The organism is Actinomycetospora straminea (assembly GCF_028737255.1).
Lineage (GTDB): Bacteria > Actinomycetota > Actinomycetes > Mycobacteriales > Pseudonocardiaceae > Actinomycetospora > Actinomycetospora straminea.
The window spans coordinates 131,849-144,454 of record NZ_JAQZAN010000008.1; the positions used below are offsets into that span (position 1 = coordinate 131,849).

At 75.7% G+C, this 12,606-nt stretch carries 10 protein-coding genes and 3 pseudogenes; all 13 read right to left on the minus strand.

The window, feature by feature from the left end:
* Positions 1-48: 48 nt before the first annotated feature.
* Positions 49-966, minus strand: coding sequence for a GTPase Era (gene era / locus PH190_RS13405; protein WP_274232015.1), 918 nt, complete (start codon positions 964-966; stop codon positions 49-51).
* Positions 953-2,236 carry an L-2-hydroxyglutarate oxidase gene (gene lhgO / locus PH190_RS13410; protein ID WP_274232016.1) on the minus strand — a complete coding sequence of 428 codons (1,284 nt, stop codon included), beginning with the start codon at positions 2,234-2,236 and terminating at the stop codon, positions 953-955. Before lhgO ends, era begins: the two co-directional genes overlap by 14 nt.
* A complete protein-coding gene (locus PH190_RS13415; protein ID WP_274232017.1) occupies positions 2,233-2,616 on the minus strand; it encodes a cytidine deaminase in 384 nt (127 codons plus the stop codon). The genes lhgO and PH190_RS13415 overlap by 4 nt, the downstream gene beginning before the upstream one ends.
* Positions 2,609-4,123: a hemolysin family protein gene (locus PH190_RS13420; protein ID WP_274232018.1), complete on the minus strand. Its 1,515-nt coding sequence runs from the start codon at positions 4,121-4,123 to the stop codon at positions 2,609-2,611. The genes PH190_RS13415 and PH190_RS13420 overlap by 8 nt, the downstream gene beginning before the upstream one ends.
* Positions 4,120-4,698, minus strand: a complete 579-nt coding sequence (gene ybeY, locus PH190_RS13425; protein WP_274232019.1) for an rRNA maturation RNase YbeY — start codon at positions 4,696-4,698, stop codon at positions 4,120-4,122. The genes PH190_RS13420 and ybeY overlap by 4 nt, the downstream gene beginning before the upstream one ends.
* 23 nt (positions 4,699-4,721) lie before the next feature.
* Positions 4,722-5,090: pseudogene (locus PH190_RS13430) on the minus strand (PhoH family protein); the annotation flags it as partial.
* A 273-nt stretch (positions 5,091-5,363) separates the two neighbouring features.
* A pseudogene (locus tag PH190_RS13435) lies at positions 5,364-6,179 on the minus strand (LAGLIDADG family homing endonuclease); the annotation flags it as partial.
* A pseudogene (locus PH190_RS30610) lies at positions 6,168-6,854 on the minus strand (PhoH family protein); the annotation flags it as partial. The pseudogenes PH190_RS13435 and PH190_RS30610, both read right to left, overlap by 12 nt.
* 78 nt (positions 6,855-6,932) lie before the next feature.
* Positions 6,933-7,838 (minus strand): alpha/beta hydrolase, encoded by a 906-nt coding sequence (locus tag PH190_RS13440; RefSeq protein ID WP_274232020.1) that lies wholly within the window; start codon positions 7,836-7,838, stop codon positions 6,933-6,935.
* Positions 7,839-7,854: 16 nt separating this feature from the next.
* Positions 7,855-8,604: a 16S rRNA (uracil(1498)-N(3))-methyltransferase gene (locus tag PH190_RS13445; RefSeq protein ID WP_274232021.1), complete on the minus strand. Its 750-nt coding sequence runs from the start codon at positions 8,602-8,604 to the stop codon at positions 7,855-7,857.
* A complete protein-coding gene (gene dnaJ / locus PH190_RS13450) occupies positions 8,601-9,758 on the minus strand; it encodes a molecular chaperone DnaJ (protein WP_274232022.1) in 1,158 nt (385 codons plus the stop codon). The genes PH190_RS13445 and dnaJ overlap by 4 nt, the downstream gene beginning before the upstream one ends.
* Before the next feature lie 54 nt (positions 9,759-9,812).
* The gene (gene hrcA / locus PH190_RS13455; protein WP_274232023.1) at positions 9,813-10,832 is read right to left on the minus strand and encodes a heat-inducible transcriptional repressor HrcA; all 1,020 of its coding nucleotides are present in this window, start codon (positions 10,830-10,832) and stop codon (positions 9,813-9,815) included.
* A gap of 110 nt (positions 10,833-10,942) precedes the next feature.
* Positions 10,943-12,487, minus strand: a complete 1,545-nt coding sequence (locus tag PH190_RS13460; protein ID WP_274232024.1) for a dynamin family protein — start codon at positions 12,485-12,487, stop codon at positions 10,943-10,945.
* Positions 12,488-12,606 lie beyond the last annotated feature (119 nt).

Sequence of the window (12,606 nt, forward strand, 5' to 3'; positions counted from 1 at the left end):
AGCGCCAGCGTGGACGCCACGCTGACACACCTCGCTCGGCGCGACAGGCTAGAAGCCGAGGCGGCGGAGCTGGCGGGGGTCGCGCTGCCAGTCCTTGGCGACCTTGACGAACAGGTCGAGGTGGACCTTCTCGCCCAGCAGCGCCTCGATCTGCCGGCGGGCCTCGGTGCCGACGTGCTTGAGGCGCGAGCCGCCCTTGCCGATCACGATCGACTTCTGGCTGTCGCGCTCGACGAAGATCTCGGCGCGCACGGTGAGGACCTTGCCCGGCGTCATCTCCTCGACGACCACCGCCAGCGAGTGCGGCAGCTCGTCGCGCACGCCCTCGAGCGCGGCCTCGCGGACGAACTCCGCGATCAGGGTGGTCTCGGGCTCGTCGGAGAGCTCGCCCTCGGGGTAGAGGGGCGGGCCGGGGGGCATGCGCGCGAGCAGGAGGTCCGCCAGCAGCGAGACCTGGTGGCCCGACGACGCGGACACCGGGACGATCTCGGCGAACTCGTGCCCGAGCGTCGCGCCCAGGCCCTGCAGCGCCAGCAGCCGCTCCGCGATCACCTCGGGCCGAACGAGGTCGGTCTTGGTCAGGATGCCGATCACCGGGGTCGTCGCGGTGACCTTCGCCAGCTCGCTGGCGATGAACCGGTCGCCCGGCCCGACCTCCTGGTCCGCGGGCACGCAGAAGCCGATGACGTCGACCTCGGCCCACGTCGTGTGCACCACGTCGTTGAGCCGCTCCCCCAGCAGCGTGCGCGGGCGGTGCAGGCCGGGGGTGTCGACGAGCACCAGCTGCCCGTCCTCCCGGTGCACGACGCCCCGGATCGCGTGCCGCGTCGTCTGCGGGCGCGACGACGTGATCGCGACCTTCTGCCCGACCAGCGCGTTCGTCAGCGTCGACTTCCCGACGTTCGGTCGGCCGACGAAGCAGGCGAACCCCGAGCGGAAGCCCTCGGCGACGTCAGGCGTCGACACTCTTGCCCTCCAGCCGCGCCACGATCTCGCGGCCGATCGGCAGCGCCGCGGTCGCCGCGGGCGAGGGCGCGTTGAGCACGTGCAGCACGCTCGGCCCGCCTCCGGAGCCCGAGTCGAGGGACTCGTCCTGCACGAACAGGAAGTCGTCGACCAGCGACCCGTCCGGCCGGACCGCCTGCGCCCGCACCCCGGCGCGCCGGGCGACGTCGTGCGGCGGCTGCAGCTCGTCGGCGGTCACCCCGGGCAGCATCCGCGCGACGGCCGCGGCCATCGCCCGCCGCGACAGCGACCGGTACATCTCCCCCAGCCCGTAGCGCCACTGCTTGCCCGCGAGCGCGAGGAAGCCGGGGTCGGTGAGCGTGCCCGCGAGCTCGCGCACCCGCAGCGTGCCCCAGTCGTAGCCCTCGCGGGCCAGCGCGAGCACGGCGTTCGGGCCGACGTGCACCGACCCGTCGACGCCGCGGGTCGCGTGCACGCCGAGGAACGGGAACGCGGGGTCGGGCACGGGGTAGACGAGCCCGCGCACGGCCTCGCCGATCGGCCCGACCAGGTCGGAGTACTCGCCGCGGAACGGCACGATCCGCACGCCCGGGTCGAAGCCCGAGGCGCGGGCGATCTCGTCGGAGCGCAGGCCCGCGCACACGACGACCTGGCCGGCGAGCAGGTCGCCCCGGTCGGTGTGCACGACGGTGTCGTGGCGCCGCCGCTGGACCGACCGCACGGTCCGCCCGGTGTGCAGGACCGCGCCGCGCGCGACGGCGAGGTCGGCGAGCTTCTGCGTGATCGCCCCGTAGTCGCAGATCCCCGTCGACGGCACCCAGAGCCCGGCGATCGCGGCCACCGCGGGCTCGCGCTCGCGGACCCCGGCCTCGTCGATCTCGTGCACCTCGACGCCGTTGGCGCGTCCGCGGCGGACCAGCTCGGCCATCCGCGGCAGCTCGGCGCCGTCGGTGGCGACGACGACCTTGCCGCACTCCTGGTAGGGCAGCGCGTGCTCGGCGCAGAACTCCTTGGTCTCCGCGCACCCGGCGACGGCCAGCCGCGCCTTCAGCGAGCCCGGCGCGTAGTACAGCCCGGAGTGGATGACGTTGGAGTTGCGGCCGGTCTGGTGGGTGCCGGGGGTGTGCTCGCGCTCGACGAGGGCCACCGACGTGTGCCCCGCGGCGAGCAGCTCGTGCAGCACCGCGAACCCGACGATCCCGCCGCCCACGACGACGACGTCGTGGTGCGGGCTCGGCGCCACCGGACGCGCCCGACCGGGGGTGCTCACGACGCCACCCGGTGCACCGCCGCGGCGTCCGGGCCCGCGACCAGCACCGACGCGCCCGCGGTCACATCGGCGACGGCGGCCAGGCCCGGGTCGTCGAAGCCGGCGTCGAGGTCGGTGACGCCGACGACGGCCGCCGCCTCCAGCCCCGGCGCACCCGCGGCCACGGCCGCCGCGACCGCCGCCTGCAGCGCGGTCAGCGACAGCGAGGGCAGCGCGACGGTGCACGCGGCGTAGGTGCGGCCGTCGCTGTCGCGCACCGCCGCGCCGTGGGCCGCGCCGGTGCGGGCGCGCGCCGACCGGGCGAGGGTCACGATCTTGGCGTCCTCGGCGTCGAGCGCGTCGGGGGCCACCGGGTCGGTGAGGGTGGCAGCGTCAGCCACGGTCGTCCTTTCCGTTGCGGGCGCCGGTCGGGGCGCCGGCCTGGGCGAGGTCGCCCTCGGCGCGGTCGGCACGGTCGGTGCCCTCCGCATCGTCGCCGGTCGAGGCCGCCGCCCCGTCGGCCGGGGCCTCATCGCTCACGGAGCCCGACGAGCCCGAGGAACCCGCGGACCCCGAGGAGCCCGAGGAGCCCGCCTCCTCGCCCGGCACCCGCCACACCAGCAGGCTGCGGATGCGCACGCGGCCCCGGGCGTCCTCGCCGCCCTCCGCTCGCAGGCGCAGCCCGGAAATCTCGGCCTCGGCGCCGGGCAGCGGGACACGGCCGAGCCGCTGGGCGAGCAGCCCGCCCACGGTGTCGACGTCCTCGACGTCGAACTCGGTGCCGGTGGCCTCCTCGAGGTCCTCCACCGGCAGCCGGGCGGCGACCCGCCAGGTGTTGTCGTCCACGTGGTCGAGGGGGCGGTGCTCGGCGGCGTCGTACTCGTCGGTGATCTCCCCGACGATCTCCTCGAGCAGGTCCTCGATGGTCACCAGGCCCGCGGTGCCGCCGTACTCGTCGACGACGAGGGCCATGTGGTTGCGGTCGCGCTGCATGTCGCGGAGCAGGGCGTCGGCGCGCTTGGAGTCGGGCACGAAGTTGGCGGGCCGCATGACCTCGCCGACGGCGCCCGGGGCGTCGGCCTCCCGGTCGACGTGCTCCTTCGTGCGCTGGGTGTCCCCGTGGTCGACCGTCCGCCGCACCAGGTCCTTGAGGTAGACGACGCCGACGGTGTCGTCGACGTTCTCGCCGATCACGGGGATGCGCGAGTACCCGCTGCGCAGCGCGAGGGCCAGGGCCTGGCGCACGGTCTTCTCGCGCTCGATCCACACCACCTCGGTGCGCGGCACCATGACCTCACGGACCCGGGTGTCGCCGAGGTCGAACACCGACTGGATCATCGCGCGCTCGTCGTCGTCGACCAGGCCCCCGCGCTCGGCCATGTCGACCATCTCGCGCAGCTCGACCTCCGAGGAGAACGGTCCCTCGCGGAAGCCGACACCGGGCGTGAGCGCGTTGCCGACGACGATGAGCAGCGACGCCAGCGGGCCCAGCAGGCGCGCGAGCAGCCGCACCGGCCCCGCCACGCCCAGCGCCATGCCGTAGGGGTGCTGGCGGCCCAGCGTGCGGGGCCCGACCCCGATGAGCACGTACGACACGAGCACGACGACCAGGCCCGCGACCAGCAGCGCCAGCCAGTCCGGCCCGATGAGCTGCAGCGCGACGAACGCCCCGAGCACGGTCGCGGCCGCCTCGCACGTCAGGCGCAGCAGCATGAGCAGGTTGAGGTGGCGGGGACGGTCGGCGACGATCACGGCCAGCGAGCGGGCCCCGGCGGCGCCCTCGCGCACGAGCCCGTCCACCCGCGCCCGCGACACCGTCGAGATCGCCGCGTCCGCGGCCGCGAAGACCCCGGCGAGCGGGACCAGGAGGATCGCGGCGACGAGCTGACCGATCAGCTCAGGGGTCACGACGAGGCGCCCGGCTCGTCCAGGCCGACGGTGCCGAGCAGGCGGTCGTCCTTCGCGCGCTCCCGCGCCGTGCGGGCCGCGGCGGCCGCGCGCTCCCGGGCGGCGCGCTCCGCCTCGGCGCGGGCGGCGCGCCAGTCGGCGAGCAGCTCGGCCTGCAGGCCGAACATCTGGCGCTCCTCGTCGGGCTCGGCGTGGTCGTAGCCGAGCAGGTGCAGCACCCCGTGGACGGTCAGCAGGTGCAGCTCGTCGTCGAGGCCGTGCCCGGCGGCGGCGGCCTGGTCGGCGGCGAACGCGGGGCAGAGCACGATGTCGCCGAGCAGCGCCGGGCCCGACGACGGCGCGTCGGGGCGGCGCGCCGAGTCGTACTCGTCCATGGGGAACGACATGACGTCGGTGGGCCCGGGCTCGTCGAGCCAGCGCTCGTGGAGCTCGGCCATGGGCTCCAGCTCGATCAGCATGATCGACAGCTCGGCGAGCGGGCTCACCCCCATGCGGTCGAGGGCGTAGCGCGCGACCTCGACGATCGGGCCCTCCGCCACCTCGACGCCGGACTCGTTGGCGATCTCGATGCTCATGGGGGCCTCGTCGGTGGGGTGGGTCATCGTCCTCGGCGCTCGCGGTTGCGCGGTCCGACCGGCGGCCCGGTGCGCGGGGCGCTGGAGACCGCCTGGGGACGCCGCTGCTGGGCCTCGTCGTACCGGCCGTAGGCGTCGATGATGTCGGCGACCAGGCGGTGGCGCACGACGTCGTGGCTGGTCAGCTCGGCGAACACGACATCCTCGACGCCGTCGAGGATGTCGCGCACGACCCGCAGGCCGGACGGCGCGCCTCCGGGCAGGTCGACCTGGGTGACATCACCGGTGACGACCATCTTCGAGTTGTAGCCCAGCCGCGTCAGGAACATCTTCATCTGTTCCGGCGTCGTGTTCTGGGCCTCGTCGAGGATGATGAAGGCGTCGTTCAGGGTGTTGTGGGTGACGATGAAGTCGTCGGTGACGTAGAGGGAGTCCTGCGACGCCACCGAGATGCAGACGCAGTCGGCCTCGCCGTCCGGCAGGATGCTGTCGACGTAACGGCGCGGCCGCCCGCCGCCGGTCGCCTCGTACGCATCGCGCTTGCGAGAGAGGCGGAACGGCGCGATCTCGGCCGGCAGCCGGATCTCGAGGACGTAGGCGTCCGAGCGGTAGTGCACCGGCCGCCCGGCCGCACGACCCGGCGCCCGTCCCGAGGCGTAGCGCGTGCGCACGGTCACGACGCCGCCGAGAGACCGGACCAGGTAGACCACGTCGTCCCGGAGGCGGGACGAGCACGTCGTGTACTGGACTCGGCATGTCCTGCCGCCCTGGCGGACCGGCCCGCCATCGGTGTCCAGGAGGCCCTGCAGCACTCCCAGCCGGACCTCGACGCTGTTGTGGAGGTAGGCCTGGGGCACGAACTTGGTGCTCGAGCTCGTGCCGCACAGGCCCAGCTCGCGGAGGACCGCGGTCACCGGGTTCGCCGTGATCACGCCGCCCCGGCCACCGCCGCCCCGGCGCCGCAGGACATAGTCCATGTCGTCTGTGCGCGTCACCTCGGCCTCGGGCAGCGCCTCGTCCAGCGCCTCCGCGAGCTCGGGGTCCTTGGTCGAGAAGCTCGGCGTGGTGCGGCCGGTGATGCACCCGTCGCCGAGGAGCAGGCCCAGGGCGTACGGGTCCATCGGGACCGGTCGCTCCGGGATCGCGACCGGCGACACGACAGGGAGCTCGTAGCGATGGGCGTGCGACCAACGCAGGTTGCCCATCATCTCCTGCGTCTGGAGGACTCGCCCCGCCTTGCCGTGCCGACGGTCGTCGGGCGTGGTGACGAACCAGAGGTGCTCGCCGCAGGCGCGCGTCGAGGCGCCGTCCTGCGTCCACACCCGGTAGACCTGCTTGCGGCCCTGCGGGTGGACGCCGACCACGGCAGTCGGCGTGCCGTCACGACCGGTGACGAGGTCCCCGACCCGGAGCTCGCCGATGGGTCGGAAGCCGTCGGGCGTGAGGACGGGGGTGTCGACCGGTTGCGCGCGGCCGCGCATGTAGGCCAGCGGCGCGATCTCGATCGTCCCGGCCGCCATCAGCTTGGGGACGGCGTCCGTGTCGAGCATGTCGTGCAGCGCGTCGTAGAGCGGCCGCAGGTACGGGTCGATCTTCTCCGAGAGCGTGCCGGGCAGGAACCCCAGCCGCTCGCCGGCCTCGACCGCGGGACGGGTCAGGATGATCCGGTTGACCTGCTTGGCCTGCAGCGCCTGCACGGCCTTCGCCATCGCCAGGTAGGTCTTGCCCGTGCCCGCCGGGCCGATGCCGAAGACGATCGTGTTGACGTCGATGGCGTCGACGTAGCGCTTCTGGTTGAGCGTCTTGGGCCGGACGGTGCGCCCGCGGCGGGAGACGATGTCGAGGCTGAGCACCTCGGCGGGTGACGGCGCGCCGTCGCCCCCGTCGTCCTCGTCGCGCAGCATGCGCACCGCGCGCCGCACCCCGTCGGGATCGATCTGCTGGCCGCGGCTCGCGAGCACCACGAGCTCGGCGAACACCCGCTCGGCGAAGGCCACGTCGGAGGGCTCGCCGGACAGGGTCAGCTCGTTGCCGCGGACGTGGACGTCGGCGGCCAGCAGGCTCTCGGCCTCGCGCAGGTTCTCGTCGCGCTTGCCCAGGAGCGCCAGGAGCGCCGCCTCGGGCACCACGATCCGGGAGGTTCCTTCACCGGTCACGTGCTGAACAGTCCTGCTTCCTCGCCGTCGGTCCTTGACACGATCGTAGCGCCACCGCGGGGGTCGCCGGGGTGCCGCTCACAGCAGCCCCTCGACCTCCTCGCGCACCACCGCCCACGCGGGCTGGTCGGGGTCGATCACCGCGAAGTGGTCGACACCGGGCAGGACGCGCAGGCGGGCGTCCCCGCGCGCCGCGGCCGCCGCCGCCACGTAGCGCTGCGACTGGTCCACCGGCACCACCGTGTCCGCGTCCCCGTGGACGCACACCACGGGCGCCGGTGCGGGCACGAGGGCCGCCGGCGAGGTGAGGGCGTAGCGGTCGGCGACGGTGTCGGGGCGCCCGCCGAGCAGGTCGACCACGGCGCCGCCACCGAGGTTCGCCGCGGCCCCGGCGACGAGGTCGAGCACGCCGGCCTGGCTCACGGTGCCGGCGGGCCGCACCCGCGGGTCCGCGCCCGGGCGGCCGGGGTCCAGGCGCTCCCGGCTCGCGGCCCAGGTGACGAGCTGCCCGCCCGCCGAGTGCCCGAGCAGCACGACGCGGTCGAGGTCGAGGCGCCCGCCCGCGGCCTGCTGGACCGGGCCGGCGAGCAGGTCGACGGCGTCGGCGACGTCGGTGAACGTGGCAGGCCAGCCCCCGCCCGCCCCGACCCGGCGGTACTCGACGTTCCAGGCCGCGATGCCGCGGTTGGTGAGGTCGACGGCGAGTGGCGTGCCCAGCTCGAGGCCGTACGCGGCGCGCCAGTAGCCGCCGTGCACGACGACCACCACGGGCACCGGGCCCGACCCGGGCGGCAGGTGCAGCACGCCGTACTGCGCGGGGTCCTTGCCGTAGACCAGCGTGCGCGGCGCCGGGGTGCCGGGCTGGGTCGGCGGGATGACGACGTCCCCGGTCGGGGTGCTCACCCGGCCGCAGGCGGCGAGGGCGGCCACACCGGCCACACCGGTCACGCCCGCCAGCGCGCCCAGGAGCGATCGGCGCGCCATCCTGACCCCCACCCCGTCACCCCCATCGCCCGGTCCGCGCGCCCAGCGCCCCCAGCGCGACGGCCGCGGCGCTCGAGGTCCGCAGCACGCCCGGGCCCATCCGCACCTCGCGCGCGCCCGCGCCGGCGAGCAGCGCGCGCTCGTCGTCGGTCACCCCGCCCTCGGGCCCGACGACGAGCACCAGCTCGCCGCGATCGGGCAGGGCGACGTCGGCGAGCGTCTCGGTCGCCGTCGCCTCGAGGACCAGCACGGCGTCGGCGTCGCGCTTCGCGAGGTCGCCGGTGGTGGCGGGCGGGGCGACGTCGGGGACCCGGGCCCGGCGGGCCTGCTTGGCGGCCTCGCGGGCGGTGGAGCGCCAGCGCGCGAGCGCCTTCTCGCCGCGGGTGCCGTCGTCCCAGCGCGCGACGCAGCGCTCGGCGCGCCACGGCAGGATCGCGTCGACGCCCGCCTCGGTCGCGAGCTCGACGGCGAGCTCGGCGCGATCGCCCTTGACCAGGGCCTGGGCGAGCGTGATGCGCAGCGCCGGCTCGTCCTCCACGCGCCGCTCGAGCACCGACGTCGCCACGCGGCCCTTGGCCACCTCGGTGACCGTCGCCCGCGCCCGCGTGCCCGCCCCGTCGCCGAGCAGCACGACCTCGCCGGGGCGCACCCGGCGCACGTCGGCGGCGTGGCGGCCCTCGGCGCCCTCGAGCACGACCTCGCCGCCCGCGGGCACCGCGTCGACCCAGAACAGGGCCGGGCGGGACCAGGCCTCGGCCTGCGTCACCGCGTGCGGCCGCCCGAGCGCCGGCGCCCGAAGAGCCCGTTGCGGTGGGCCGCGAGCTCGGGGCGCTCCTCGCCGCGCAGCTCGGCGAGCTCGCGCAGCAGCTCGGTCTGGCGGGAGTCGAGCCGGTCGGGGACCTGGACGTCCAGGTGGACCAGCAGGTCACCCCGCCCGTCGGTGCGTCCCGTGGAGCGCAGGCGGGGCATGCCGCGACCGCGCAGGGTCAGCGTGGTGTTGGGCTGGGTGCCCGGCTCGATCGTCAGCTCCTCCTCGCCCTCGAGGGTGCGCTGCGGGAGCGTCGTGCCCAGCGCCGCGGCGGTCATCGGCAGGCTGACGTGGCAGTGCAGGTCGACGCCGTCGCGGGTGAAGTAGTCGTGGCGCTCCTCGGAGACCTCGATGTAGAGGTCACCGGCCGGGCCGCCGCCGGGGCCGACCTCGCCCTGGTTGGCCATCCGGATGCGCATGCCGTCGCCGACGCCCGCGGGCACCTGGACGGTGACGGTGCGCCGGGACCGCACGCGACCGTCGCCGCCGCACTGCGAGCAGGGGCTGGGGATGATCTCGCCGGTGCCACGGCAGACCGGGCAGGCGCGCGCGGTGACGACCTGGCCGATGAACGAGCGCTGCACGTTCTGGATCTCGCCGCGGCCGTCGCAGGTGTCGCAGGTCTCGGTGCGGGTGCCCGGCTCGGCGCCGCCGCCGTGGCACTTCTCGCAGAGCACCGCGGTGTCGACGGTGAGGTCGCGGGCGACGCCGGTCGCGCACTCCTCGAGCGTGAGGTCGATGCGGATGAGGGCGTCCTCGCCCGGCTGCACGCGGCTGCGCGGGCCCCGTCCGCCGGTGGCCCCGGCGGCGCCGAAGAAGGCGTCCATGATGTCGCCCAGGCCGCCGAAGCCGGCCGAGGAGAACCCGCCGGCGCCGCCCCCGCCGCCGCGGCTGGTGTCCAGGGGGTCACCGCCGAGGTCGACGATGCGGCGCTTCTGCGGGTCGGTCAGGACCTCGTAGGCGTTCTTGACGTCCTGGAACCGCGCCTGGGTCTCGGCGTCGGGGTTGACGTCGGGGTGCAGCTCGCGGGCGAGCTTGCGGTACGCCCGCTTGATCTCGCCGTCGTCCGCCTCCCGGGACACGCCCAGGATTCCGTAGTAGTCCTTCGCCACGCTGGTCCTCGTCCGTCCTGTCTCATCCGAGCCGCCGCCCGCAGTCGCGGGCGCTCAGCGTCCCCCGACGATCTCACCGACGTAGCGCGCCACCGCACGCACCGCCGCGATCGCGCTGGGGTAGTCCATGCGGGTCGGCCCCACGACGCCCATGCCGCCCAGGGCCGTGGTGCCCCCTCCGTAGCCGATCGACACCGTGGAGGCGCTCCACAGGTCCTCGGACTCGTTCTCCTCACCGATGCGCACCGTCACCGTGCCCGCGTCGCTCGCGGAGGTCAGCAGCCGCAGCACGACCACCTGCTCCTCGAGCGCCTCCAGCATGCCGTGCAGCGCCGCGGCGTCGGTGCCCGCCCGGGTGAGGTTGGCGGTGCCGCCCAGCACCAGGCGCTCCTCGGGCCGCTCCAGCAGGGCCTCGATGAGCACCGCGGCCACGCTCAGCAGCGGCGAGCGCAGGCCGTCCGGGGCGTCGTCGGGCAGCTCGGACATGCGCTGCGACGCCGTCGCCAGCGGCTGCCCGACCAGCGCGTTGTTCAGCAGCGCCCGCAGCCGCGACACGTCCTCCTCGTCGAGGACGTCGCCGAGGTCGACGACGCGCTGGTCGACGCGGCCGGTGTCGGTGATCAGCACCAGCATCAGCCGGGCCGGGGTCAGGCGCACGACCTCGAGGTGGCGCACCGTCGAGCGGGTCAGCGTCGGGTACTGGACGACGGCGACCTGGCGCGTGAGCTGCGCGAGCAGGCGCACGCTGCGCCGCAGGACGTCGTCGAGGTCGACCGCGCCCTCGAGGAACGTGGTGATGGCCCGGCGCTCGGCGGCCGAGAGCGGCTTGACCTGGTGGAGGCGGTCGACGAAGAGCCGGTAGCCCTTGTCGGTGGGGATCCGCCCGGCGCTGGTGTGCGGCTGGGCGATGTAGCCCTCCTCCTCCAGCGTCGCCATGTCGTTGCGGACGGTCGCGCTGGAGACGCCGAGGTTGTGGCGCTCGACGAGGGCCTTGGAGCCGACCGGCTCGTTGGTGGCCACGAAGTCCGCGACGATCGCGCGCAGGACGGCGACGCGGCGCTCCTCGGCGTTCACCGCGCCCACCTCCCCGTCTCCCGGTGGTTGTCGTGATCCCGTGAGTTCCGACCCTCCATGGTAGGCGAGGTCCGCGGTGGCGTCCGGGGAGCGCGGGGCGTCGCCGACCACTACCGGACCGCGGTGGCCTCCGCGGCCACGCCCGCCAGGATCCCCTCCACGCTGCGGGCGACGACGCGCGCGAGGTCGGTGCGGGCGCGGTCGCTGCGCGGGTCCTCGACCGCCCGGCGCCAGCGGGTGAGGGCGTCGAGCGCGAGGCCCCGCACCTCGGCGGCCGGGACGTCGGCGGCCACCCCGAGGCGCGCGGCCGGGGCGGGGCCGTCGCCGCCGAGCAGGCGCCGGGCCTCCGCCAGCTCGTCGCCGGCGCGGGCCGGGAGCGTGACGAGGGCCTCCTGCTCGACGAACTCGTGGGCGCCGGTGAGCACGCGCTCCACGTCGGCGGCGAGGCCCGCGGCCGCGTCCTCCCCGCCCTGGCGCGGTCGGGGGACGGCGCGCAGGACCCGCTCGAGGGCGCCGAGGGCCGCGCGGGCCCGGAAGACGTCGCCGTGGGCGAGGAGCTGGCTGCCGACGACCGCGCGCAGGTCGTCCAGCCCGCTGCGGCGGACCAGCTCGGCAGCCAGGCCCGCGGAGTCGGACGCGCCGCGGCGGACGAGGGTCGTCGCGAGCCGCAGCCCGTGCAGGCCGAAGCGGTCGAGCAGGGTCCGCCGGGCGCGGCGGTCGAGGTGCTCGAGACCGGGGGCGTCGAGGAAGCGGTCGGCCGAGAGCAGCAGGTCCTCGACGTCCTCCCGCGCGCCGGCGGCGAGGTCGCGCACCGCGGCGAACTCGCTGCCGCGCAGCGTGCGGGCGGTCTCGGCGAGCAGCCCGGCGACCGGCACCACCGTGCGGCAGTGCCCGCGCAGCACGGGGTCGGCGCGGTAGCGGCGCGCGACCTGCTGCGCGGTGACCAGCGCGTCGAGCCGCCCGCCGCCGATCTCGTCGGCCCGCGAGAGCACGGCGACCGTGCCGGCCGGACCGATGCCCCGCACCGCGCGCTCCCCCACCGTCTCGGCGAAGGCGACGTCGGCGCCGTGCAGGTGGCGCACGAGGTGCAGCACGACGTCGGCGCCGTCGCCCGGGGCGGCGTCGAGGACGGTGGTGACGTCGGAGCCCTCGGCCGGCGCGGTCGGGTCGGCGGCCCCGAGGAAGGCCCGCGCGCGGCCGGCGACGCCGGGGCGGGTGGAGTCGGCGCCGGGGGTGTCGATGAGCGTGACCGCGCGCAGGCTGGCCGAGGGCCAGTCGACGCGCAGGGCGCGCACGCGCTCGACGGGGGTGTCGGCGAGGTCGATGACCAGGGCGCCGCGGCGGTGCACGACCGGCAGGTCGGTCGGCGGGGTCCCGTCGCGGTGGGTCACGACGATCCGGGCGCTCGGGGCGTCGCGGTAGGTGGTGACGACGCGGGTGCACTCGGCGGTGCCGGTCGGGGCGATCTGCTCGCCGACCAGGGCGTTGAGCAGCGTCGACTTGCCGGCCTTGAGCGTCCCGGCGAGCGCGACGCGCAGCGGCCCGTCGAGGCGCTCGCGGTGGGCGCGGAGCACGTCCGCGGCCGCGGGGTCGCCGGCGTAGACCGCCAGCGCCCGGTCGAGGACCGCGCGGGTGCGGGTGGTGATGGTGCTCATGCGGCCTCCCCCGATCCGACGCGACAACGGTCGACGAGCTCGTCGAGACGCCCCAGCACGGCGCGCACCTCGGGCAGGCGCCGGCGGCGCACGCCCGCGTCGAGGTCACGGGCGGCGGT